At 67.0% G+C, this 22,725-nt stretch carries 23 protein-coding genes and 1 pseudogene; 13 read left to right on the forward strand and 11 right to left on the reverse strand.

The genetic code is table 11. From position 1 onward, the window contains the following. Positions 1-6 precede the first annotated feature (6 nt). The 3 genes from ACQY4K_RS13115 to ACQY4K_RS13125 form a co-directional block, all read right to left on the reverse strand. A complete protein-coding gene (locus ACQY4K_RS13115; protein ID WP_428390641.1) occupies positions 7-945 on the reverse strand; it encodes a hypothetical protein in 939 nt (312 codons plus the stop codon). A 191-nt stretch (positions 946-1,136) separates the two neighbouring features. Beyond that, positions 1,137-1,544, reverse strand: a complete 408-nt coding sequence (locus ACQY4K_RS13120; RefSeq protein ID WP_428390642.1) for a hypothetical protein — start codon at positions 1,542-1,544, stop codon at positions 1,137-1,139. Between the two features lie 203 nt (positions 1,545-1,747). Continuing rightward, entirely contained in the window at positions 1,748-2,365 is a 618-nt protein-coding gene (locus ACQY4K_RS13125) for a YjbE family putative metal transport protein (RefSeq protein WP_428390643.1), read from the reverse strand. A gap of 126 nt (positions 2,366-2,491) precedes the next feature. Here ACQY4K_RS13125 and purB point away from each other — a divergent pair, with 126 nt between their 5' ends. The 9 genes from purB to grxD all read left to right on the forward strand — a co-directional run bounded on the left by purB (position 2,492) and on the right by grxD (position 9,586). Continuing rightward, entirely contained in the window at positions 2,492-3,853 is a 1,362-nt protein-coding gene (gene purB / locus ACQY4K_RS13130) for an adenylosuccinate lyase (RefSeq protein ID WP_428390644.1), read from the forward strand. A gap of 77 nt (positions 3,854-3,930) precedes the next feature. Beyond that, positions 3,931-4,659, forward strand: coding sequence for an NRDE family protein (locus tag ACQY4K_RS13135; RefSeq protein WP_428390645.1), 729 nt, complete (start codon positions 3,931-3,933; stop codon positions 4,657-4,659). A gap of 60 nt (positions 4,660-4,719) precedes the next feature. Further along, on the forward strand, positions 4,720-5,484 hold the full coding sequence (purC, locus tag ACQY4K_RS13140; RefSeq protein ID WP_428396119.1) for a phosphoribosylaminoimidazolesuccinocarboxamide synthase: 765 nt from the start codon (positions 4,720-4,722) through the stop codon (positions 5,482-5,484). Further along, positions 5,481-5,723 carry a phosphoribosylformylglycinamidine synthase subunit PurS gene (gene purS, locus ACQY4K_RS13145; protein WP_428390646.1) on the forward strand — a complete coding sequence of 81 codons (243 nt, stop codon included), beginning with the start codon at positions 5,481-5,483 and terminating at the stop codon, positions 5,721-5,723. The genes purC and purS overlap by 4 nt, the downstream gene beginning before the upstream one ends. An 8-nt stretch (positions 5,724-5,731) precedes the next feature. Continuing rightward, positions 5,732-6,097, forward strand: coding sequence for a Rap1a/Tai family immunity protein (locus ACQY4K_RS13150; RefSeq protein WP_428390647.1), 366 nt, complete (start codon positions 5,732-5,734; stop codon positions 6,095-6,097). 4 nt (positions 6,098-6,101) lie between these two features. Beyond that, complete coding sequence (gene purQ, locus ACQY4K_RS13155) at positions 6,102-6,770, forward strand: phosphoribosylformylglycinamidine synthase subunit PurQ (RefSeq protein ID WP_428390648.1); 669 nt, start codon at positions 6,102-6,104, stop codon at positions 6,768-6,770. After that, positions 6,767-8,968, forward strand: a complete 2,202-nt coding sequence (gene purL, locus ACQY4K_RS13160) for a phosphoribosylformylglycinamidine synthase subunit PurL (RefSeq protein WP_428390649.1) — start codon at positions 6,767-6,769, stop codon at positions 8,966-8,968. The genes purQ and purL overlap by 4 nt, the downstream gene beginning before the upstream one ends. Positions 8,969-8,981: 13 nt before the next feature. Continuing rightward, on the forward strand, positions 8,982-9,221 hold the full coding sequence (locus tag ACQY4K_RS13165) for a BolA family protein (RefSeq protein ID WP_428390650.1): 240 nt from the start codon (positions 8,982-8,984) through the stop codon (positions 9,219-9,221). Between the two features lie 23 nt (positions 9,222-9,244). After that, on the forward strand, positions 9,245-9,586 hold the full coding sequence (grxD, locus tag ACQY4K_RS13170; RefSeq protein ID WP_428390651.1) for a Grx4 family monothiol glutaredoxin: 342 nt from the start codon (positions 9,245-9,247) through the stop codon (positions 9,584-9,586). Between the two features lie 364 nt (positions 9,587-9,950). Here grxD and ACQY4K_RS13175 read toward each other — a convergent pair whose 3' ends face one another. Beyond that, the gene (locus ACQY4K_RS13175; protein WP_428390652.1) at positions 9,951-10,451 is read right to left on the reverse strand and encodes a YraN family protein; all 501 of its coding nucleotides are present in this window, start codon (positions 10,449-10,451) and stop codon (positions 9,951-9,953) included. 54 nt (positions 10,452-10,505) lie between these two features. Here ACQY4K_RS13175 and ACQY4K_RS13180 point away from each other — a divergent pair, with 54 nt between their 5' ends. Next, positions 10,506-11,927 (forward strand): phospholipase D-like domain-containing protein, encoded by a 1,422-nt coding sequence (locus ACQY4K_RS13180; protein ID WP_428390653.1) that lies wholly within the window; start codon positions 10,506-10,508, stop codon positions 11,925-11,927. Here the strand turns inward: ACQY4K_RS13180 and ACQY4K_RS13185 are convergent. Both ACQY4K_RS13185 and ACQY4K_RS13190 read right to left on the reverse strand, forming a co-directional pair. Further along, positions 11,922-12,518 carry an endonuclease/exonuclease/phosphatase family protein gene (locus tag ACQY4K_RS13185; RefSeq protein ID WP_428390654.1) on the reverse strand — a complete coding sequence of 199 codons (597 nt, stop codon included), beginning with the start codon at positions 12,516-12,518 and terminating at the stop codon, positions 11,922-11,924. The two genes, ACQY4K_RS13180 and ACQY4K_RS13185, sit on opposite strands and share 6 nt — an antisense overlap. Beyond that, a complete protein-coding gene (locus ACQY4K_RS13190; protein WP_428390655.1) occupies positions 12,515-13,555 on the reverse strand; it encodes an AI-2E family transporter in 1,041 nt (346 codons plus the stop codon). The genes ACQY4K_RS13185 and ACQY4K_RS13190 overlap by 4 nt, the downstream gene beginning before the upstream one ends. A 259-nt stretch (positions 13,556-13,814) precedes the next feature. Between ACQY4K_RS13190 and ACQY4K_RS13195 the strand changes: the two genes are divergently transcribed. From ACQY4K_RS13195 to metC, 3 genes are all read left to right on the forward strand, one after another. Further along, positions 13,815-14,696: a helix-turn-helix domain-containing protein gene (locus ACQY4K_RS13195; RefSeq protein WP_428390656.1), complete on the forward strand. Its 882-nt coding sequence runs from the start codon at positions 13,815-13,817 to the stop codon at positions 14,694-14,696. A 39-nt stretch (positions 14,697-14,735) separates the two neighbouring features. Continuing rightward, complete coding sequence (locus ACQY4K_RS13200; protein WP_428390657.1) at positions 14,736-15,581, forward strand: sulfurtransferase; 846 nt, start codon at positions 14,736-14,738, stop codon at positions 15,579-15,581. Between the two features lie 65 nt (positions 15,582-15,646). Next, positions 15,647-16,825 (forward strand): cystathionine beta-lyase, encoded by a 1,179-nt coding sequence (gene metC, locus ACQY4K_RS13205; protein ID WP_428396121.1) that lies wholly within the window; start codon positions 15,647-15,649, stop codon positions 16,823-16,825. Between the two features lie 3 nt (positions 16,826-16,828). On the opposite strand, the gene ACQY4K_RS13210 is transcribed toward metC, so the two are convergent. The 5 genes and pseudogenes from ACQY4K_RS13210 to serA form a co-directional block, all read right to left on the reverse strand. Then, positions 16,829-18,781: a DUF6600 domain-containing protein gene (locus ACQY4K_RS13210; RefSeq protein WP_428390658.1), complete on the reverse strand. Its 1,953-nt coding sequence runs from the start codon at positions 18,779-18,781 to the stop codon at positions 16,829-16,831. Positions 18,782-18,907: 126 nt separating this feature from the next. Then, entirely contained in the window at positions 18,908-19,183 is a 276-nt protein-coding gene (locus tag ACQY4K_RS13215) for a DUF3072 domain-containing protein (protein WP_428390659.1), read from the reverse strand. A 105-nt stretch (positions 19,184-19,288) separates the two neighbouring features. Continuing rightward, positions 19,289-19,834, reverse strand: a complete 546-nt coding sequence (locus ACQY4K_RS13220) for a hypothetical protein (protein ID WP_428390660.1) — start codon at positions 19,832-19,834, stop codon at positions 19,289-19,291. 71 nt (positions 19,835-19,905) lie between these two features. Continuing rightward, positions 19,906-21,399, reverse strand: coding sequence for a YifB family Mg chelatase-like AAA ATPase (locus ACQY4K_RS13225; protein ID WP_428390661.1), 1,494 nt, complete (start codon positions 21,397-21,399; stop codon positions 19,906-19,908). A 78-nt stretch (positions 21,400-21,477) separates the two neighbouring features. Further along, positions 21,478-22,724, reverse strand: a pseudogene (serA, locus tag ACQY4K_RS13230) (phosphoglycerate dehydrogenase). Position 22,725: the final 1 nt, after the last annotated feature.

A 22,725-nucleotide genomic window follows, 5' to 3' on the forward strand; every position in this document is an offset into this window, starting at 1 on the left:
TCGCCGCTACAGGACGTTCACGTCCTCGTTGCGGCTGCGCAAATACAGGTCGAACTCGCGTCGCAGGTCTGGCTTGTTGCCGGTCCATTCGAACACGCCATAGGTGTTGCGCTTGAGGTCGGTGTCCGGGTCGAAGCCGTGGCGGATGAACATGTCCCAGCGGCTCAAATGGCCGCGATCCGCCTTGCGGCCATGGAAGCGGTGCTCGATGGTGCCGGGCACATAGCCGATATTGCCGTTGATGTGCGCGGTCGCGCGTGCCTGCCAGCGCAGGAGGTGGTCGCGATAGGCGCTCGAGCAACCCCCTGGCAGCGACATCAGGCCATGCCCCGTGAGGGCCAGGGCCATGTGGTGGTCGCCCGCGCCCATGCCGCCGATGTCGAACAGGCCGCCGAGCCAGTCGAGCGCCTGCCGGGTCCAGGCCCAGATATAGCCGGTATGCGGATAGTCGTACGGGCCGCCACTGAACTTCCACCATTTCGGCCCGCGCGGGCAGACCGGCTGGCCGTGCAGATACTGCCGGCAGAACGAGACATGATGCTGGATATGCTCGTCGTTGGGTCCGAGGTCGTAGGCATCCGACCAGGGCTGCACGACGTCGTAATGCTGCAGGGCCTGCACCGTCTCGACCGCCCAGCTTGCACGACGATGGAAGATGTCGCTGTCCGAGGTCGCGATGTAGCGCGCATCGGGCACCCGCGAGATGCCGATATTCAGCGCGTTCTCCTTCGACCAGCACCAGGTCCGGGCGCGCAGGCCGATATGGTTGACGTGCGGGATCTCGGCGTACTGAAACGGTCGCTCGCCATACTGCACCTCGACCAGATGCAGCCGCACCCCGCTGTCGAGCATATGCTCCACCCAGCCGCGGGCGACGCCCTCGGGCTGGTTCCAGCGAAGCGGATTGGCCCGCACCGCGAATACGTCAAGAAGCTCCGCCTTCATAATCTCTCCCGTCGCGCGCTCGATGTTTGAGCAGCCAGCGCGACGGGGACTCTAGCGTGTCTCATTCGGATTCGTAACAATCAGGCGTGCTGTAAGCGAAACAGGTCGTCCGGCGTTCGGGAGAGCCCCGGCCGCGGTGTCCACCGAAGCGGCGGCGTTAAACAGGCCGGACCCCGCGACTTCGTCGAGGTTTATCTGGCCGATCTCGCCGCGACGAGCAGGCGAGACAGTTCGGCGTCCGATCGCTGTGTGTGGCGTTTCCGGGCTCGAATCATCAGGAAACGTCCTGACCAGCTATTGTTGACCCATGTCCCATCGATTTCGGTGCCCGCTTCGTTGAGTTCTCCGATATAGCGGACGGCGTCATGCGCGGCATCGGGCCGGTCGTAGGTTTTCAGCAACGTAATATTGCGGCCGGCGATTTTGCCCATAAGGTTGGCCGTGACCATCGAGCCCGCATACAAGCCGCGCTGCGCCGTTTCCTGGGTGGAGCCGGTGAGCCACTCCGAGGCCTGTCGCAGTTCAGCGACAAAGCTGGTCGGGTCGTAACGCCTTGGATAGCTGAACAAGCCATCCCACGTTCCGCTGCAATCATGCATCGATGGCCTTCCCCCCATTCTTGAAAACTGTCGCCTTCCGGAGGTGCATGAAAGCGATGTCGTGCGTGACCGGCCATCTCATTCCCCCTCGGCGCGCCGGTGTGCAGCAACATCATTAGCGTACGTTTGAAGATCAATTCAGCGGCGCGTGCGAGGGGCGGGTATTTGGAAATCCTGATCGAACCGGAGGATTCGATGCCTCGTCATGGCACGGCGCCGGTATGCACCAGCACCTGGTGCGTGCCTCTGTAGATTAGTTCGAGGGCGACGGCGAGCACCACCAGCAGCCCCACCCAGCCAATCCAGCGGTAGCGCGTCAGCAGCCGCGCCATCAGCGAGGCGGCCGCTCCCATCAGCAGCACAGAGACGGTCAGCCCGGTGACCAGCACCCACAGATGTTGGCCGGCTGCACCGGCGACGGCAAGGATGTTGTCCAGGCTCATCGACAGGTCGGCGAGCACGATCCGCAGGATGGCGCGGCGCATGTCGCCGGGAGCCGCGGCCCTGTCCGGCTCGGCCGCCCCCGCCTCGGCGTGCGCGCGCAACTCGCGCAGCATGCGCCAGCACACCCACAGCAGCAGCAGCCCTCCGGCCAGCGTGAGCCCGACGATTGCGAGCAGCTTGAGCGCGATCGTGGCAAAGCCGACGCGCATTACGGTGGCCGCTAGAATCCCGACCAGGATGGCAATGCGTCGTTCGCGGTTCGGCAGGTTGATCACCGCCAGGCCGACCACCACCGCGTTGTCGCCGGCGAGCGTGAGGTCGATCAGCAGGACCTGGACGAGGTCGAGCAGTTGGGCTGCGAGCGGATCGGGCATCATCGGGGCTGCGTAGCACGCCGCAGCCCCCGCTTAGGCGCCCCCCCGCTTATGCGCCCCCTGTGATGACGCGGTCGGATGCTCTACAGGAGCGGCGATCCACCCCCAAGCATGCAGGACATAAGCCGCATGGTTCCGCGCTACAGCCGTCCCGCCATGGCCGCCATCTGGGCGCCGGCCAACCGCTATTGCATCTGGTTCGAGATCGAAGCCCTCGCCGCCGAGGCGATGGCAGCACACGGCGACGTGCCGGCCGCAGCCGCGTCCGTCATCCGCGAGCGCGGCGATGTTGCGATGGCGGCCTTTTCGGACGCGGATCTGGCGCGGATCGATGCGATCGAGGCGGAAACCCGCCACGACGTGATCGCCTTTCTGACCTGGCTCGCCGAGAAGATCGGACCCGAGAGCCGCTTCGTGCATCTCGGCATGACCAGCAGCGACGTGCTCGATACCTGTCTTGCGGTGCAGCTCACCCAGGCCGCCGACCTGCTGATCGCGGATGTCGATGCGGTGCTGGCCGCACTCCGCAGGCGCGCCTTCGAGCACAAATTCACCCTTACCATCGGTCGTAGCCACGGCATCCATGCCGAGCCGACCAGCTTCGGGCTCAAGCTCGCCGGCCATTATGCCGAGTTCGATCGTAACCGGGCGCGCCTGGTGGCGGCGCGCGCGGAGATCGCCACCTGCGCGATCTCCGGCGCCGTCGGCACCTACGCGCACGTTTCGCCCGAGGTGGAGGCGTTCGTGGCGGCGCGGCTGCGGTTGCGGCCGGAGCCGGTCTCCACACAGGTGATCCCGCGCGACCGTCATGCGGCGTTCTTTTGCGCGCTCGGGGTGGTGGCGAGCGGCATCGAGCGGCTGGCAGTGGAGGTGCGCCACCTGCAGCGCTCGGAGGTGCGCGAGGCGGAGGAGTTCTTCCATGCCGGGCAGAAGGGCTCCTCGGCGATGCCGCACAAGCGCAACCCGGTGCTGAGCGAGAACCTGACGGGGCTCGCGCGTCTGGTGCGCAGTGCCGTGGGGCCGGCGCTGGAGAACGTCGCACTCTGGCACGAGCGCGACATCAGCCACTCGTCGGTGGAGCGCAACATCGCCCCGGATGCGACCATCGGCCTGGATTTCGCGCTGGCCCGTCTGGCCGGCATGATCGAGACGCTGGTGGTCTATCCAGAGCGGATGGCGGCCAACCTTGAAAGCCTCGGCGGCGTCGTGCATAGCGGCGAGGTTCTGCTGGCGCTGGCGCGCGCCGGCATCCAGCGCGAGGACGCCTATCGGATCGTGCAGCGCAACGCGATGGCCACCTGGACGCGACTCGGACAGCCGGACGGGCGCAGCTTTCGCGACAACCTCGACGCCGACCCTGAGGTCGCGGGCCGGGTTTCCGTCGAGGCACTCGATGCCGCCATGCAAGCCGAGCGCCACTTGGCAGCTTTGGACACGAGTTACCAGCGTGTCTTCGGCGACCCGGGACCGGCTACACTGCCACCAAACTGACGCAGTGCCGCAAAAATCGGCCGCTTTCCGTCGGTCGGCCTTTGCCGCGGCGCATCATACTCCATATAAACAATGTCGTGTGCACAGTCATCGTCTCCACCAATCCTGGCCAGCGTTGGCCTCTCCTCATTGCGGCAAACCGTGACGAGCGACTGGATCGTCCCTGGCAGGCGCCAGGGCGACACTGGCCGGAACAGCCCGGCATCGTCGGCGGACGCGACGGACTCGGGGGTGGGAGCTGGCTTGCCGTCAACGACAAAGGGGTCGCGGCCGCGGTGCTGAACCGGGTCGGCAGTCTGGGCCCCGCACCTGGCAAGCGCTCGCGCGGCGACCTGCCGCTGGTCGGCCTGGCACATGAGACGGCCGAGGCGGCCGCACGCGCGATCGCCTCGCTCGACGCAGGCAGCATGCGTTCGTTCAACATGGTGGTGGCCGACCGGCACCACGCTTTCTATCTTTGCGGCCTCGGCTACGGTCATGCGGAGGTGACGGTTCTCGACCCCGGCATGCACATGATCGCGACTGCCGGCCCCGACGACATGAAGATCCCCCGAATTGCCCGCCATCTGCCGCGCTTCCAATCGGCGCCGACCCCGCAGCCGCCAGACTGGAAGAGTTGGATCGCCCTGCTCTCCGACCGCTCGTTGCCGGCCGGGAGCGAGCTGAACATCCCGCCGCGCAGCGGTTTCGGCACCAGTAATTCCTCGCTTCTCGGCGTCCCGGATGATTCCGACGCTACCCCAAGTTGGCTGTTTGCCGCAGGCCCCCCGGATCGTGCTCCCTTCGAGCCGGTCGCGTTCGCCTGACCGGGATGCTATAGCCCGCCCGCGCGCGCCAACCGACGCGCCGTTCAATCAAGGACGATGATGGCACGTCGCCGACAGCTCTACGAAGGCAAGGCCAAGATCCTGTTCGAGGGCCCCGAACCCGGGACACTCGTTCAGTATTTCAAGGACGATGCGACGGCCGGGAACGGCGCCAAGAAGGGGATCATCACCGGCAAGGGCGTGCTCAACAACCGAATCAGCGAGCATCTGATGCTGCGCCTGAACGAGATCGGCGTGCCGACGCATTTCGTCCGCCGGCTCAACATGCGCGAACAACTCATCCGCGAAGTGGAGATCATCCCCATCGAGGTGGTGGTGCGCAATGTTTCCGCCGGCAGCCTCAGCAAGCGGCTCGGTATTCCGGAGGGCACCCGGCTGCCGCGCTCGATCATCGAATATTACTACAAGAACGACGCACTCGGCGATCCGATGGTCGCCGAGGAGCACATCACCGCCTTCGGCTGGGCGTCCACCGCCGACATGGACGACATGGTCGCCCTGGCGTTGCGCATTAACGACTTCCTGACCGGCTTGTTCCTCGGAATCGGCATCACCCTCGTCGATTTCAAGCTGGAGTTCGGCCGGCTGTGGGAAAACGAGGACATGCGCCTGGTGCTGGCCGACGAGATCAGTCCGGATAATTGCCGGCTGTGGGACAGCAAGACCAGCGAGAAGCTCGACAAGGACCGTTTCCGGCGCGACCTTGGACGGGTCGAGGAGGCCTATCAGGAGGTCGCCAAGCGGCTCGGCATCCTGCCCGAAGCCGGCAACAATGACCTGAAGGGACCGGAGCTTATGCAGTGAAGGCCAGGGTGACCGTCATGCTCAAGGACGGCGTGCTCGACCCGCAAGGACGCGCCATCGGCCATGCGCTGCATGTATTGGGCTTTGATGAGGTCGGCGAAGTGCGTGCCGGTCGGGTCATCGAACTCGATCTCGCCGACACCGACGCCGACCGCGCCCGTACGCAGGCGGAGTCGATGGGCCATCGGCTGCTGGCCAATGCAGTGATCGAAACCTTCAGCGTCGAGGTGCTGCCATGAAGGTCCGGATGACCAGTTTCCTTGCCGCAGCACTGCTGCTGTCCGCCGGCGCCGCACACGCGCAGCGCGTCTCGCCGATGCAGGCGGGCCGGTTCGCGCAATACTGCCGCAGTCCGCGCAACGGCGGCCAGCAGATCTGCGACGCCTATATCACCGGCATGGCCGACAGCTTCGCGCTGATCCAGAAGCTCCCCGGCGGCTCCAGCGGCGATTTGCGAAAGGCGGGCATCTGCGTGCCGCGGACGGCGAGCGGTGCGGCGATGCGCCAGGCGGTGATGTCCTGGCTGGGCTCGCATCAGAACATGCTGGGCAAGCAGGTCGGCGAGACGGTGTATTACGCGCTGCACGACACCTATCCCTGCGGCGCCGGCTGAGTCCATGCGCGCCGCTATCGTGCTGTTTCCCGGCACCAACCGGGAGCGCGACATGGCGATCGCCCTGCGCGGTGCCACCGGAGTAGCGCCGCTGCAAGTCTGGCACCGGGAGACCGAGTTGCCGCCGCTCGATTTGGTCGTGCTGCCGGGCGGGTTCAGTCACGGCGACTATCTGCGTTGCGGCGCGATGGCGGCGCACTCGCCGATCATGCCGGCGGTGCGCGCCTTTGCCGAGGCCGGCGGCCATGTCCTTGGCGTCTGCAACGGCTTTCAGATCCTGACCGAAGCCGGTTTGCTACCGGGCGCACTGCTGCGCAATGCGGGCCTGCGTTTTCTGTCGCACGATTGCGACCTGCGCGTGGCGCGCGCCGGCACTGCCTTTACCAGGCAGTGGCAGGAGGGCGACGTCGTGCGCGCCCCGCTCGCGCATGGTGACGGCAACTATGTGGCCGACGAGGCGACGCTCGACCGCCTGGAGGGCGAGGGACGCGTTGCTTTCCGCTATGCGCGCGACAATCCCAATGGCAGCGCCCGGTCCATCGCCGGTATCCTGAGCGAGAACCTGCGCGTGCTCGGCCTGATGCCGCATCTCGAGGACGTGGTCGATCCGCTGACCGGCGGCACCGACGGGCGCAAGCTGTTCTCGGGCCTGCTCGAGGCGCTCGCCGCATGAAGCCGGTCGACGCCGCATTGGCTCGCAGCTTTGGACTGACCGACACTGAGTACGAGCGCGTGTGCGCGATCATGGGCCGCACCCCGACCCTGACCGAACTTGGCATCTTCTCCGTCATGTGGTCCGAGCACTGCTCCTACAAATCCTCGCGCGTTTGGCTGCGCACCCTGCCGACGACCGCGCCCTGGGTCATCCACGGGCCTGGCGAGAATGCCGGTGTGGTCGATATCGGCCAGGGGCTTGCCGCCATCTTCAAGATGGAGAGCCATAACCACCCCTCCTTCATCGAGCCGTATCAGGGGGCAGCGACCGGAGTCGGCGGCATCCTCCGCGATGTCTTCACCATGGGTGCCAGGCCGATCGCCAACCTGAACGCCCTGCGTTTCGGCGACCCCGCGGACCCCTCCACCCGTCGCATCGTCGACGGGGTGGTGCGCGGCATCGGCGGCTACGGCAATTGCGTCGGGGTGCCGACAGTCGGTGGCGAGATCAACTTCCATCCGCGCTATAACGGCAATCCGCTGGTCAATGCGATGACCGTCGGCATCGCCCGCGCCGACCGCATCTTCCTTTCCACCGCCGCCGGGATCGGCAATCCGGTGGTCTATGTAGGCTCCAAAACCGGGCGCGACGGCATCCACGGTGCCACCATGGCCTCCGCCGCCTTCGGCGAGGACGCGCAAGTCAAGCGCCCCACCGTGCAGGTCGGCGATCCGTTCACCGAGAAGCTGCTGATCGAGGCGTGTCTGGAGCTGATGGAAACCGACGCGATCGTGGCGATCCAGGACATGGGGGCCGCCGGCCTGACCTCGTCGGCGGTCGAGATGGCCGGCAAGGGCGGTGTTGGCATCGACCTCGACCTCGACCGCGTGCCGCAGCGCGAGACCGCGATGACCGCCTACGAGATGATGCTCTCGGAAAGCCAGGAGCGCATGCTGATGGTGCTGCGCCCGGATCGTACGGCCCAGGCGCAGGCGGTGTTCGAGAAGTGGGAACTCGATTTCGCGGTGATCGGGACCCTCACCGACACCGGCCATATCATCGTCCGCCATCTCGGCGCGGTCGAGGCCGATATCCCGCTGGCACCTCTCGCCGACCAGGCGCCGCTCTATCACCGCCCCGCCGCACCCACGCCGCCGCCGCCGGCCTTGGGCCCGACCCCCGATCCGGTCGGCATTGAGGCGGCGCTGGTTCGGCTGATCGGCTCGCCGGACGGCGCCTCGCGTGCCTGGGTGTGGGACCAGTACGACAGCACCGTCGGCGGTCAGACCATCCGCCGCCCGGGTGCCGCCGACGCCGCCATCGTGCGCGTCGAGAACACCACCATCGCCCTTGCTCTGACCACCGACTGCACGCCGCGCTACGTGGCGGCCGATGCCCGCGTCGGCGGGGCACAGGCTGTGGCCGAGGCTTGGCGCAACCTGACCGCCACCGGCGCACGGCCGCTGGCGATCACCGACAACCTCAATTTTGGCAATCCCGAGAAGCCGGAGGTGATGGGCCAGTTCGCCGATGCCGTGGCCGGCATGCGCGAGGCGTGCCTGGCGCTGGACTTCCCGGTCGTGAGCGGCAACGTCTCGCTCTACAACGAGACCGCCGGTGCCGACGGCGGCTCGGTCTCGATCCTGCCGACCCCCGCAATCGGCGGCCTCGGCGTGATCGACGATGCCGCCGCCGCCGTCGGTCTGTCGCTGGCGCCGGACCTCGACCTGGTGCTGATCGGCGAGACGCGCGGGCATCTCGGACAAAGCCTGTGGCTGCGCGAGATCCACGGCCGCGAGGCCGGGCCGCCGCCAACGGTCGATCTCGACGCCGAGCGGCGGCACGGCGATTTCGTGCGGCAGCGGATCATGTCGGGGACGGTCCAGGCCTGCCACGACGTCTCCGACGGCGGCCTGCTGGTCGCGATCGCCGAGATGGCGATGGCCGGCGACGCCGGTTGCACCCTCGATGTGCCGGCTTCCGGCATGTCGCCGCATGCCTATTGGTTCGGCGAGGACCAGGCGCGCTACGTGCTCGCCGTGGCCGATGGCGACGCCTTGATCGAGGCGGCCGCCGCGGCCGCGATCCCGGCGCGACGATTGGGCCGGGCACGGGCGTCGGATGCGGGTTTGACTTTGTCCAGCGGCGCCACAATATCGCTCAGGCGGCTGCGGGCGGCGCATGAGCGCTTCTTCCCCGACCTGATGAATGCTTGAGGAACACCGCGACATGCCGATGGAAGCGGGCGAGATCGAGAGCCTGATCAAGGCGGCCCTGCCGGATGCGACCGTCAGCATCGAGGATCTCGCCGGCGATGGCGATCACTATGCCTGCAAGGTGGTGAGCGAGTCGTTCCGCGGGCGCTCGCGTTTGCAGCAGCATCAGATGGTCTATGCCGCATTGCAGGGCCATATGGGCGGCGCGCTGCATGCCCTGGCGTTGCAGACCAATCCGCCTCTTATGGCGTGAGCCTGATCCACAAGGAGCCAACCATGTCCGACACCGTCTTTACCCGCATCAAGAGCGAAATCGAGAGCAACCCGGTCATGCTCTACATGAAGGGCAACGCGATGTTCCCGCAATGCGGGTTTTCCGCGCGCGTGGTGCAGATCCTCTCGCACATGGGCGTGCCCTTCCAGACCGCTAACGTGCTTGAGGACCAGGAGCTGCGCGAGGGGGTGAAGGCCTTCTCGAACTGGCCTACGATTCCGCAGCTCTACGTCAAGGGCGAGCTGGTCGGTGGCTGCGATATCGTTACCGAGATGTATCAGTCCGGCGAGCTCGAAACCTTGTTTGCCGAGCATGGTATCCAGGCGGCCCACAGCCAAGCCTGAGTTCAGCGCTTTACGCGTCCCGCCGCCCTGTCGTAGGACAGGCGCGAGGCGTTCGCGCAGGGGTCGGCGATGTCGTTACAGCGTATTCTGTTGGCGCTCTGGCTTGGCTGGGCCCTGGTTGCGGCGGTATCGCTGCCGTCCCGGGCGCAGCACCTTGTTACCAGTTCCGATGCGAGCAAGCTCACGCTTGATGCGCTGACGGCGCCTCCGCACCCCGTCTATCGCCTCCCAATCTACCGCCCTCCAGCCTCTCGCTCCCCGATCTATCACCGGGTGTCGGCGGTGCGACGGGCGCACCGGCCCGGCTATGTCAGCCACCAGATGCACGCGTCGCTTGGGCGGCATCGGTCGCGTCACCGGTATGCTAATTTGGGCTCTCATCGTCGCCGATCCTGAAGGCGTCGGCGATCCGCCGGATCTGCCCGGCATGGTCAAGCAAGACCAGATCAAAGCGCAGATGACAGCCGGCCCATTCAGGATGTTGCGCAAGCAGGACCCCGGCCGCTGCAATCAGGCGGCGGCGTTGCGCAAGCGACAGGGCGCATGCTGCGTCGCATAGGTATGCGCGCGCCTTGACCTCGACGAAAGCGATCAGAGCCGCTTTAGGAAGGCTTGCGACAATGTCGATCTCGCCGCATGCGGTCCGCGCCCGACGCAGCAGAATGGTCCAGCCGTCGCGTGCAAGCGCCTGACACACCAGGCTTTCCGCGCCGACTCCCCGGGCCTGTGCGCGCCTGCGTCGTGACGGGTCCGACACACCCGGAACGGATAAGCTGTTCGCGCTAGGCATGGCGGTGGCCCCGCCGGCACCGCTCCTGCATCGTCGCACGGATGACCATGATCCCCTGTCCCAACCTCTCGCCATGCAGGTTAGCGAAAACTCCCTTCCGAACGCTTAAAGCCACGATGCTTAGCTGCCATGCATGACCTGCTTGCGGTTGGCGCGACTGTTCTGCTGCCGGTGCGGATCATCCTCGCGATCGCGGTTACGCTGCATGCCCTGCGGACCAAGCGCGAGACCGGGGCGGCAATCGGCTGGATCGGGCTCGTGTGGCTGGCGCCGCTGTTCGGCACCTTCCTCTACATTACACTGGGCATCAACCGGGTGCGTCGGCTGGCCAAGCGGCTCAGCAGCCAGCGGCCCTGGAGCAGCGGCCGCGATAAGGCCGCGCAAACGCCAAAGCTTGAAAGCCATCTCGCCCCTCTGGTCGCGGCGGTCGGCAGGCTTACCGAGCGGCCGCTGCTCGCGGGCAATGCGATCCGCTGCCTGCATGACGGCGACAACGCCTATCCGGTGATGCTGGAGGCGATCGGCTCGGCGCGGCGCAGCCTGCTGCTGTGCTCCTACATCTTTCTCGAGGACCGAATCGGCGGCCGCTTCGTCGAGGCAATCGTCGCGGCACAGGCGCGCGGCGTTGCCGTGCGGGTGTTGGTGGATGGCTTCGGCAGCGGCTATTTCCGCCCGCGCGTGGCCCGCCGGTTGAGCGCGCAGGGGGTGCCGGTGGCGCGTTTCATGCACTCCGCGCTGCCTTGGCGGATGCCGTTCCTCAACCTGCGCACGCACAAGAAGATCCTGGTCGTCGATGGCACCGTGGGTTTCACCGGGGGTCTCAACATCGCCGCCCAGAACCTGCTTCGGGCGCGACCGCGTGACCCGGTGTCGGACATCCATTTCCGCGTGAGCGGACCGGTGGTGGAGCAGCTTACGGAGGCATTTGCCAAGGACTGGTCATTCACCACCGGCGAGGAGCTCGATCAGGCGGTTTTTTATGTGTCGGACCACGCGGTGGCCGCCGGTTCCGCGTTCTGCCGGGTAATCACCTCGGGGCCGGACTCCGACGTCGAGAAGATCGAGTTCGCGATCATGCAGGGGGTGGCCCTGGCGCGCCGCTCGGTGCGGATCATGACGCCGTATTTCCTGCCCGACGAGCGGCTGCTGACGGTGCTGGCGATGGCGGCAATGCGCGGCGTCGAGGTCGACCTGGTGTTGCCGCGGCAGAGCAACCACCGGTTGATAGACTGGGCGCGGACGCCGAACAATGCGCCGCTGCGTGCCGCTGGCGTGCGGATCTGGTTCTCCGATCCGCCGTTCAACCACTCCAAGCTGATGGTGGTGGACGAGGCCTGGTCGCTGATCGGCAGCGCCAACCAGGACGTGCGCAGCCTGCGGTTGAATTTCGAGCTCGATATCGAGGTCTATAACAGTGGTCTCGCGGGCGAGCTCGACCGGTTCATGCGGGCGCATCGCCACACGCAGTGGGAGCCCATGCACGGGCATCGTCGCGGCTTTCTCGTCGGATTGCGCGACTCCGCGGCCCGCCTCATGCTGCCCTATCTATGAACGCACCCGCAGCTCGACCATGATCGGGTGATGGTCGGACGGACGGTGCGGCAGGATCGCGGTGCGCTCGCACTCCAGCCCGCGTACCAGGCAGCGATCGAGCCTGACGCCGACCATGTCGGCCATGCGATGGGTCGGCCCGCGTGGCCCGACGTCGCGAAAGCCCGGCAGCAAGGCGGGTCCCACGAGATTGTAGTCGCCCAGCACGGCGCCGCAGCGTGGCAGGCGCTCGGCGATCAGCCGGAGCTGGCGCCGGTTCAGTACCTGGCCATGCGAGAGGTGCACGTTGGCGACCGCGAAGGCGCCGCAATCGACGATCTGGCAAACCCGACGAACCAGGGCGCCTGGCTGCAGCGGCCAGACCGACGGTGGAGCAAGGAAGCCGCTCGGGCTCCAGCAGGCGACGCCGTGGATGCGTCCTGGCAGCGGCGACCGCGCATAGGCGCCGCCGACGCGGGACGGCAGATGATCGATTTCGCGGGTTGCCTCCTGCATGAGCAACAGGTGCGGCTGCTCGGCCTCGATGAGGGCCACGACATCGTCGATGGAGGCGCCAACCCGTCGCAGCAGATTCCAGCTGACGATCTTCACAGGAGCTCTTCCGTGACCGGAGTGCTGCCGGCAAATTCGATGGCCAGGGTATAGCCGACGCCGAGCAGCACCGGGCCGAGGAAGATGCCAAGGCCGCCGAACGCCAGCACGCCGCCGAGTACGCCGAGCACGGTCAGCAAATAGGGCAATTGCGCGCCGCGCGAGATGAACATCGGCCGGATGATATGGTCGGCGCCGGAGATCGCGACGACACCGTAGACCGCGAGCACGATCCCCCAGGCCAGCCGATGGGTCAGCGCCAGCCAGACCGCGGCCGGCACCCACACCAGCGGCGCCCCGATCGGCAGCACCGCGAAGAAGGCCGCCATGCCGCCGAACAGGACCGGGCTGGGGACGTTGGCGATGGCGAAGCCGATGCCGGTCAGGATGCCCTGGACGATGGCGGTGCCGAGAATGCCATAGACTGTGCCGCGCACGGTGTTGCCGGTGACGGTGAGCAGCCGGTCGGCGTAGGGCCCGGCGATGCGACGGATGATGGCGGCGACGTGCGCGCCCAGCGATTCGCCGCCGACCCAGAAGAAGAAGGCGATGAACAGCGCCAGCACCAGCTGCAACAGGCCGCTGGCGAGCTGCACCAGCAGGTTCAGCGCGCGCCCGGCGATATCGCCGAGATAGGGCTGCACCGAAGCACCGGCGGCTGACAGGTCGGCGGACCATTTGCTCCAGGTCTGCGCCACCTGATGACCGATCACGGGCGTGTTCTCGACCCAGTGCGGCGGCCCCGGCAGGTGCATCCTGAACGCGGTCTCGACCCAGTGGACGATCCACGGGGCGTCCTGGACTCCCTCGGACGTAACCAGGCCCAGCGGCAGCACCACCAGCAGCGCGGTCAGGATCATCATCAAGGCTGCGGCGGTGTAGCGACCCGAACGCAGTGCCAGGTGCTTGTAGACCGGCCAGGTGGTGAAGGTCAGGATTGCCGCCCAGAGCAGGGCGGAGAAGAACGGGTAGAGAACGATGATACAGCCGGCGGCGACGCCGCCGAGCAGCAGACCCATCATGATTCGCTCTGGCATAAGCACCTTTCGCCCCCCGGGAAGCCTGGAGCAAGTAGGACGTCGCCTCCGATCAAGCGAGCCTTTGGTGTGCCTGCTGCGTGCTTTGGGGGCCACGCGGCGACCCTTTGGTGTTTCGTGAAAAAAACAAAGTTGCGATCCCTGTGGACAGAACCGCTTGGTTAACGTTTTATTGATGTATGCAGCGCCATCGCGGCGTGGCGTCCAGGTTTTTCGATAGGGGTCTGCCGCACGTGCGTGCGAGTTCAAGGAAGACACGATGCGTCTGAACGAAATCGGCCAGCAGCTGCGGGCGTATCGGCTGGAGTCCGGCATGCGGGCCGAGGAGATTGCCGCCCGCCTCGGGGTCTCCCGGGCGGCGCTGTATCGCTACGAGAAGGGCGAGGTGATCAAGCTGGATACCGTCCAGCGGCTCGCCGAGCTGCTCAAGATCTCGCCGCTCTCGCTACTGGGCATCGGCGTCGAATATTACAGCCGCACCATCGGCTTCTTCGAGCGGGTGCGTCAGCTCGAGGAGACTGCCGATCAGGTGCTCCAGGTCGGCGAGCCGCTTTGCTATCTGGTCACCTCGGAGGCCTATGACAGCGTGCTGGTCCAGGTCTCCGCCGAGGTCGCCGAGCAGGCGGGCAGCGATTCGCCGACCGTCAAGGCCCTGTCCGAGCAGGTGCTGGGCATCATGAGCGCACGCAAGCGGGCCTATCAGATGCGCCGTCCGAACCTGATCACGATGATCTCCGAGCCGGTAATGCAGCGCTTCCTCGAGCAGGGCGTGGCCGACAGCCTGCCGCTCAGCGGCGGCTTGCGCGTGCTCTGTCGCAAGGTCGCGGCGGCCGAGGTCGAGACCATCGCCGCCATGCTGGAAACCGAGCCGATGGGTCTCCAGTTCAGCCTGATCCCGGGCGGCGAGCTCAGCACCAATTGCAGTCTGCTGCGCCAGCGCGACCGCGCGACCCTGGTGATCAACCCCTTCCGCAGCGACGCCAGTTGCGTCAATGCGAGCGGAGTCGCCCTGGTCACCAGTGCGCCGGAGGCGGTCACCTCGCATCAGCGGGTGGCCGAAACGATGTGGCGGGACAGCCTGAAGGGCGCCGCAGCGGCCCGGCGGGTCAGGGAGCTGCTTGCGGGTTACGCCGCGCAGTGATCTGTTGAGGCCGTCTTTGTCTGGACGGTCCGCACCCTGATGACCCCTCTGATTACGCCGCATGCGCTGTATCGCATTCTCGGCGCGCGCGATCTGGTCCTGTTCGACTCGACGGTTCTGCTGCCCGGCGAGAGCTTCGATCCCGAAGCGGATTTCCTGCACGCCCACATTCCCGGCGCGCGCCGCTTCGACGTTGAGCGCTTCTCCGACCCCGAGGGCACGCTCCCGCACATGGTCCCGAGCCAGGCCCGGTTCGCCCGTCTGGCTGGTGAAGCCGGCATCGACAATGACAGCCACGTGGTCCTCTACGACAAGGCCGGTCTGGTCGGCGCCGCGCGGGCCTGGTGGCTGCTCGGGTTGTTCGGCCATGATCGCGTCCAGGTTCTCGACGGCGGCTTGGCAGCCTGGCGGGCGGAATCGCTGCCATTGGAGCAAAGCGAGGCCGCGCCTGCGCCTGCCCGCACCTTCCGGCCGCGGCTTCGTGCCGAGCGCCTGGTCGGTCTCGGCGACATGATCGCCATCGCCGCCGGCGAGCGCACGGCCGTGGTCATAGATGCGCGCAGCCGCGCCCGTTTCGACGGCCGCGCGCCGGAGCCGCGTCCCGGTCTGCCGGGCGGTCACATACCGGGCAGCGCCAGCCTGCCGTTCACCGACCTGCAGGACGCCGACAAGCGGCTGCTGCCGCCAGAGGCGCTGCGCGCACGCTTCAACGAGGCGGGGATCGATGGCAGCCTGGATGTGGTGACGAGTTGCGGCTCCGGCCTGACCGCCTCGGTGCTCTCGCTCGGCCTGTGCGTGGCCGGCCTGCCGCCAGGTGCGATGTTCGATGGCTCCTGGACCGAATGGGCCAGCCATCCGGAGCTGCCGAGGGAGACCTCCTCGTGACATGGTTGGGCGCCCCCGTCGACGGCGCGCGGGTCGGCGCAAGCTGGAATAGCCTGTCGAGTCGGATGGTGCGGGCGGCGCGGCATGCCGGCGGCGATGGCGCGGACGGGCCGGAGGACGGCTTCATCAATCCGCCGGTGACGCGCGGCTCGACGGTCCTGTTCCCCAGTCTGCAGGCGCTCCGCGAGCGCGGCTCGCTGCGTTACGGCCACGAGCTGACCTACGGCGCCTGCGGCACGCCGACGCAGTTCCACCTGGAAGCGGTGATCGCCGAAATCGAGGGCGGCACCCACAGCCAGATTGTCTCGTCAGGCCTGGCCGCGGTGACCACGCCGCTGCTCGCCTTTCTTGCCGCCGGCGGCCATTGCCTGATGCCGGATTGCGTCTACGGCCCGACCCGCCGTTTCTGCGGCACCATGCTCCGCCGTATGGGGGTCGAGACCAGCTTTTACGAACCGATGCTCTCGGAGCCGGACCTGCGCGCGCTGCTGCGCCCCAACACCCAGGTGGTGTTCGTCGAAAGCCCGGGCAGCCACAGCTTCGAGGTGCAGGACGTGCCGATGATCGCGCGGGTGGCGCACGCGCATGGTGCGAAGCTGCTGGTCGACAACACCTGGGGCATCCATGTTTTTCAGCCGTTCGCGCATGGCGCGGACGTCTCGATCCAGGCGCTCACCAAATATGCCGGCGGCCATGCCGACCTGGTGGTGGGTGCCGTGACCGTGGCCGACGACCGCACTTGGCACGCCGTACGCGACGCAGCACTCCAGCTTGGCCAGTATGCCAGTCCCGACGATTGCTGGCTCACGTTGCGCGGTCTGCGCACCTTGGGGGTGCGCCTCGAGCGGCAGTCACGCTCGGCGCTGCTGGTGGCGGAATGGTTCGCCGGACGCGATGAGGTGGCCCGTGTGCTGCACCCGGCACTCCCCGGCTCTCCCGGCCACGAATTCTGGCTGCGCGACTTCACGGGTGCCAGCAGCCTGTTCGGCGTGGTGTTCCGCCCCGGGTTCGATGCTGCCGCGGTGGATGCGATGGTCGACGCCCTGGGCGTGTTCGGCATCGGCGAGTCGTGGGGCGGCTATGAGAGCCTGGCCCTGCCAAGCAATCCGACCATCACCCGAACCCTGGAATCGAGCCGCTTCGAGGGGCCGGCCTGTCGCTTCCATATCGGCCTGGAGGACCCTGAGGAGCTGATCGCCGATCTCGAGGGCGGCCTCGCCGTGTTGCGCGCCGCCTCGGAATGACTGTTACGGCGGCGGCCGTAACGGTCGCGCCTGTGGAGGGCTCGGCGCCTGCGGCCCGCGCATCGGCTGCATTGGCCGCTGCATCGGCATGGGACGTATTGCCGGCATCGGCATGGGACGCGGTGCCGGCATCGGCATGGGACGTATTGCCGGCATCGGCATGGGACGTATTGCCGGCATCGGCATGGGACGTATTGCCGGCATCGGCATGGGACGTATTGCCGGCATCGGCATGGGACGCGGTGCCATCATGCGAGGCTCCTGCAATCTGGGCTCCTGCAATCTGCGCACCGGCGGCTCAAACACGTGAGGGCGGAGGACCTGCGGGGCCGGGGCAGGCCGCGGCGGCTGCGGTCGCGCTGGGAGTCGCTCCGGCCCCGGACGTGGTCCGATAACCTGCGGCAGTGGCATGTGCGGTGCTGCCGGTCTTGGTGCTGCCGGGCGGGGCGCCAAATCGGGGAGCATCGCGCCGCGCGGTTCGATCGCCGGTTGCAAGCGGTTGGCTTCATGCGGGCGCAGTGGCGGAGGGCCGCCATATACCGGCCGCGGCGGCGGCCCTGGCGCATGCGGACGCGCGGGCATACCCGCGATCCCGAGGCGGTGGGCCACGCGGGGAGTGATGCCGTGGGTCTCCGTCGTCGGATGCACCGGCACGCTGCCACGCACCGCCTGTATGGACGCGGCCTGCCGGAATGCGAGTGCCCGCTTGCTGCCGATGCCGTAGCCGACATGCCGGATCGGTTGCGAACGCGCCATCGCCGCCGCTGGTGCGATGGTCGCGGCGTCCCGGTTCATGAAGCCGCCATGCCCTCGATCATGGTCCTTGTCGCGCCATTGCGCGTGATGCCATCCGGCGCCCGGATTGAGGCGGCCGAGATAACGACGGCTGCCCCTATAGGGCGGCGTATAGGCTTCGTGCGGACCCAGCGGCACCCAGCCGACATCGCCGTGTCGCGACCGTAGTGAGGCGGCTAGGACGCCTGCGGCAACCCCGACGGCGGCGCCGGCCACGACGAAGTCGACCAGCGCCGGTGCGTACACCGGCTCGCCACGATCCTCGCGCGCTTCCTCCCCCGGCACCCAGCACCAGCGTGGGCCGATCTGCGCCCAGCGGCCATAGTGAAATGGCGCAAAACCCCAGGGTTCGCTGTCCACCCAGGTCCAGCCCCATGGCTCGACGTAGGACCAGCTGCCGTCCCTATACGGCACCCAGTCCGGTGCCACCTGCGGATACCAGACCTCGCCATAGCTTGGGCTGCTCTGCCATGAACCATATTGCGAGAGGTCCTGCGCGCCGGTCATGCCCTGCACGATTTCTGGCGCGTTCAGCGGCACGCTATAACGTGACAACATCGCCGTGAGGAACGGATCGTAGGAGGGCAGCGGCTCCACATCGCCCTGCACGCTGCCCTGACCACCGGTTGCGACGGCTATCTGTCCGGGACCGACACGAAGCGCCAGGTCGCCGCTTGTCAGTTGTGCTGCCCCGCGCACCACCACGAGCCGGGTCGGCGTCGCAGCGTCGCCGGCCAACACCTCATATTCGCCGTCCGTCGCAACCTGCACCGCACCACGGGGTGTATTGAGCGTGTAGGTCTCGCCGGGCCGGACATGGCGCAAGTCGAGAAACACTGCACCTTGCGGCTCTTCCGCTACCAGGGTCTGCTCATCGAGCGTTGCGAGATCGAACTCGCTGCGATCCGCCAGGACGATGACGCTCTCGCCGACATCGATTTCGGCCTGCGCCTGCGGTTGTGTCCACAGCGAATCGCCGGATACGAACGGAAAGTTGAGCACGGCCGGCGTCCATTGCGTGATGCCTGCATTGTGCGTCGAGACGTCGCCGACCAGCCGTGCCAGCCGTCCGACGCGTGCTGGCGGATCGCTTCCACCCTGGGCCCCAACGTCCTGACCCCTGGTCGGCGGCGCCGTCCCAAACATTGCGGCCCCGGCCAAGCTGGTCGCTGCCAGCCATGACGCCAGCCGAGACAATCTCGAAGTCCCACGCATACGCGGCACCGCTCGTCAGCCCATCAACGCGCAGGATGCCGCCAGATTGGGGTCATTCGATGGCATGCACGATCAATGCGACTTGCCGCGTCCCGTCGCCTGCTGCAGCGCATCGATGCGCTTGGAGGCGTCCGCCTTGTTCAGGCTGGCGTCGAACGGCTCGTTGGCTTCCGCGCAAAGTGTCTTGAGGTAGGAGGCCTGCGCACCGGTCATGCTCTCCTCGCCAGTGGCCCAATCATCGGGGTTCTTCTCGGTGTTCGACGGCAAAGCCTGCTCGTCCACCGCATCCTTGGGTTTGTCCATGCCGAGCCAACGCACGAGTTCCTGTTTGGTTCCGAGCCGCGCCAACCGCTTTCATGGGCCGGAAGATCGATCATGTGCTCGATTGCCCCCGACGAACTCACCAGCCTTGCGGGAACGATGGGACCTAAACTGAAGCAGGATCAGGCAACATCATTCATCCTGACCGACAAACAAGCTATCAACCAGTCCGCTCGGACCTCTCAGCTGAGCGTAGCGAAGGCGGTTCTCTCGGGTAAGGACGTCCTTGATTTCGAAGTAACGCCGCTGGAGATCGTCCCATTGATCGAAGCGTTCCGAAGCGCCCAACAGGTCTCCTGAGTCGCCCCATTTGAGGACGCCGGGCGTCTCATTCATTTTGTACCAGTTTCCTTCGAGACTGACCTTGTACTCGCGGCCCCGGATCGAGCCGAGGGCACGAACCTGGTCATGATCCTCAGGTTTGAAGGCCAAGAGCTGTTGGCTATGCTGATCCTCAAGGAACAGCCGGCCGCACTTCTGACATTGATACATCTCACGATGATAGTCCCAGTACGCATTATCGATCTGTTCGGCAGTCATCCGATCAAGATCGGCATAATCCTGATCCGCGACGTAGCGCGCCTTGTAGGGCAGGCAATCGGTCTGGTCCCGAATAACGTGCCCGCATGGACAAAGGAAATGCATAGTGCCCTCGATCTGCTTCGCGTTCTTGAACACCGTGTTACTCAAGGATCGTGTTGGTCTCGTGCTTGTCATGAAAACTGCGCAGCCGATCATCAAAGGCGACGCTAACTTCTGCCCGGCACGCGGTGGCGATAGCTGAGGGCCTCGGCGACATGGGTGCGGGAGACCTGCTCGGCGCCGGCGAGGTCGGCGATGGTGCGCGCGACGCGAACCATACGGGTGAAGCCGCGGCCGGAGAGCCGCAGCCGGTCAGACGCGGTTTCGGCCAGGGCCATCGCGTCCGGCGTCAGCGCCATCTCGTCGATCGCGGCTTCGGCGTTGCATTTGCCGTCCTGGCGCCGGTGCGCGCGCGCGCGGCCCTGCGCGATCCGGGCGGAGACGGTGCTGCTGGCCTCCCCCTTCGGCGTGCGCGCGATTTCGGCGGCCGGCACCTGCTGTACCTGCACGCAGAGATCGATCCGGTCCAGCATCGGCCCGCTGATCTTGCCGAGATAGTCCTCGCCGCATTTCGGCGCGCGCCCACATTCGCGCGTGGCATCGCCGAGATAGCCGCAACGGCACGGGTTCATCGCGGCGATGAGCTGAAAGCGCGCCGGGTAGGTGACGTGGGCCGCGGCGCGGGCGACGGTGGTGCGGCCGGTCTCGATCGGTGCGCGCAAGGCTTCGAGCGATTGCCGGGGCAGTTCGGGCATCTCGTCGAGGAACAGCACGCCGCGATGCGCGAGGCTGACCTCGCCGGGGCGCGCGCGCGGGCCGCCGCCGATGATCGCGGCCTGGCTGGCGGAATGATGCGGTTCGCGGAACGGCGGCCGGGTTACCAGCTTGCCGTCGCGCAACATGCCGGCAACGGAATGAATCGCGCTGACTTCCAGGGCTTCGGCGGCGGAGAGATCCGGCAGCAACCCGGGCAATCGCGCGGCGAGCATCGACTTGCCGGCTCCCGGTGGTCCGATGAGCATCAGGCTGTGGCCGCCGGCGGCGCTGATCTCCAGCGCCCGCTTGGCGGTCTCCATGCCGCGCACGTCGGCGAGGTCGAGCCCACCTTCCGCCTCCGCGAGACCGGGCAAGGACGGCGGTGTCAGCACCTGGGTACCGCGGAAATGATTGACCAGGGAAAGCAGGTCGGGCGCTGCCAGCACCTCGATCTCGCCGCCCCAGGCTGCCTCGCCGCCCTGTTCGGCGGCGCAGATCAAGCCGATGCCTTCGGCGCTGGCGCCGAGGGCGGCGGGCAGCACGCCGTTGACCTGGTTGATCCGGCCGTCGAGCGACAATTCGCCGATGGCGGCGTAGCCGGCGACCTCGTCACGCGGCAGCACCTCCATTGCCGCGAGCACGCCGAGCGCGATTGCGAGATCGAAATGGCTGCCCTCCTTTTGCAGGTCGGCAGGTGCGAGGTTGACCAGGATGCGCTTGGGCGGCAGCGACAGGCTCATCGCGGTGAGTGCCGCGCGCACCCGCTCGCGCGCCTCGCCGACTGCCTTGTCGGCCAGGCCGACGATCAGGAAGGCGGGCAGGCCATTGGAGATCTGCACCTGTACCTCGACCGGCACCGCGTCGATGCCCGAGAAGGCGAAGCTGCGTACGCGTGCGATCGACATGGTCGGGGTTTTCCGGACGCGGTGCGCGCCGGTTGTTCGGCGTGCCGCTACTGTCGCCCGGAGACGGTTAAGGAACCCTTACGGCCGCTTGTAGAGCAGCCGGGCGCGGATCGTGCCGTCCAGTCCGCGCAGGCTGTCCAGCAGATGGCTGGCATCCTCGCGGTCGGTGTCGGCTTCGACTACCACGTAGCCGATCTCGGTGTCGGTCTCGAGATACTGGGCGGCGATATTGACCCCGGCGTTGGCGAAGATGTCGTTGATCCTGCCCAGGATGCCGGAATGTTGCGATGCACGTGCATGAAGCGGGTGCCGCGCGGGCGCGCCGGGAGCTGCACCTCGGGGAAATTTACCGCCCCCAGGGTGGCGCCGACATCGCTGTAGGCGATCAGCTTGCGCGCCACTTCGACGCCGATGCGGTCCTGCGCCTCCGCCGTCGAGCCGCCGATATGCGGGGTCAGGATGACGTTCTCCAGGCCCTGCAACGGGCTCTCGAAGGGCTCATTGTTGCCGCCGGGCTCGACCGGGAAGACGTCGATCGCGGCCCCCAGCAGATGGCCGCGCCGCAGTGCGTCGGCGAGGGCGTCGAGGTCAACGACGTGACCGCGCGCATTGTTGAGCAGGAAGCTGCCCGGCCGCATGCGCGCGATTTGCGCCGCCCCGATCAGGTTGCGCGTCTGCGACGTCGCCGGCACGTGCAGGCTGACCACGTCGCTTTGCGCCAGCAGCGCGTCCAGGGTCGGCGCGGCACCGGCATTGCCGTGCCCGAGCTTGTCGACCACGTCGAAATACAGCACCCGCATGCCGAGCGCCTCGGCCAGCACCGAGAGCTGGCTGCCGATGCTGCCATAGCCGACGATGCCGAGCGTCTTGCCACGCACCTCCCAGCTCTGTGACGCGGACTTGTTCCACGCCCCGGCGTGAGCGGCGACCGATTTGGGGAAGATTCCGCGCATCAGCATGATGATCTCGCCGATCACCAGCTCGGCGACCGACCGGGTGTTGCTATAGGGCGCGTTGAACACCGGGATACCGCGGGCACGCGCGGTGTCGAGATCGACCTGGTTGGTGCCGATGCAAAAGCAGCCGATCGCGATCAGCTTGCCGGCTGCCTCGATGATGTCGGCGGTGAGCTGGGTGCGACTGCGTATGCCGATGAAGTGGGCACCTTGCACCGCCTCGCGCAGGGCCTCGCCCTCCAGCGCATGAGCGAGCCGGGTGATATTGGCATAGCCGCTGGCGCTCAGTAGCTCGACCGCGCTCTCATGCACCCCCTCCAGCAGCAGGATCCTGATGCGGTCCTTCGACAGCGATAGTTCGCTCGGCATG

This window comes from Lichenicoccus sp. (assembly GCF_965276875.1).
Taxonomy (GTDB): Bacteria; Pseudomonadota; Alphaproteobacteria; order Acetobacterales; family Acetobacteraceae; genus Lichenicoccus.

Excerpts from the sequence above, each read along its gene's own strand:
- metC (WP_428396121.1), top strand. The coding sequence starts at position 15,647 with ATGGTGCGGGCGGCGCGGCATGCCGGCGGCGATGGCGCGGACGGGCCG.
- ACQY4K_RS13165 (WP_428390650.1), top strand. The coding sequence starts at position 8,982 with ATGCCGATGGAAGCGGGCGAGATCGAGAGCCTGATCAAGGCGGCCCTG.
- ACQY4K_RS13175 (WP_428390652.1), bottom strand. The coding sequence starts at position 10,451 with ATGGCGAGAGGTTGGGACAGGGGATCATGGTCATCCGTGCGACGATGC.
- ACQY4K_RS13195 (WP_428390656.1), top strand. The coding sequence starts at position 13,815 with ATGCGTCTGAACGAAATCGGCCAGCAGCTGCGGGCGTATCGGCTGGAG.
- purC (WP_428396119.1), top strand. The coding sequence starts at position 4,720 with ATGGCACGTCGCCGACAGCTCTACGAAGGCAAGGCCAAGATCCTGTTC.
- ACQY4K_RS13225 (WP_428390661.1), bottom strand. The coding sequence starts at position 21,399 with ATGTCGATCGCACGCGTACGCAGCTTCGCCTTCTCGGGCATCGACGCG.
- ACQY4K_RS13120 (WP_428390642.1), bottom strand. The coding sequence starts at position 1,544 with ATGCATGATTGCAGCGGAACGTGGGATGGCTTGTTCAGCTATCCAAGG.
- grxD (WP_428390651.1), top strand. The coding sequence starts at position 9,245 with ATGTCCGACACCGTCTTTACCCGCATCAAGAGCGAAATCGAGAGCAAC.
- ACQY4K_RS13115 (WP_428390641.1), bottom strand. The coding sequence starts at position 945 with ATGAAGGCGGAGCTTCTTGACGTATTCGCGGTGCGGGCCAATCCGCTT.
- purB (WP_428390644.1), top strand. The coding sequence starts at position 2,492 with ATGGTTCCGCGCTACAGCCGTCCCGCCATGGCCGCCATCTGGGCGCCG.
- ACQY4K_RS13180 (WP_428390653.1), top strand. The coding sequence starts at position 10,506 with ATGCATGACCTGCTTGCGGTTGGCGCGACTGTTCTGCTGCCGGTGCGG.
- purQ (WP_428390648.1), top strand. The coding sequence starts at position 6,102 with ATGCGCGCCGCTATCGTGCTGTTTCCCGGCACCAACCGGGAGCGCGAC.
- purL (WP_428390649.1), top strand. The coding sequence starts at position 6,767 with ATGAAGCCGGTCGACGCCGCATTGGCTCGCAGCTTTGGACTGACCGAC.
- ACQY4K_RS13200 (WP_428390657.1), top strand. The coding sequence starts at position 14,736 with ATGACCCCTCTGATTACGCCGCATGCGCTGTATCGCATTCTCGGCGCG.
- ACQY4K_RS13190 (WP_428390655.1), bottom strand. The coding sequence starts at position 13,555 with ATGCCAGAGCGAATCATGATGGGTCTGCTGCTCGGCGGCGTCGCCGCC.
- ACQY4K_RS13150 (WP_428390647.1), top strand. The coding sequence starts at position 5,732 with ATGACCAGTTTCCTTGCCGCAGCACTGCTGCTGTCCGCCGGCGCCGCA.
- ACQY4K_RS13125 (WP_428390643.1), bottom strand. The coding sequence starts at position 2,365 with ATGATGCCCGATCCGCTCGCAGCCCAACTGCTCGACCTCGTCCAGGTC.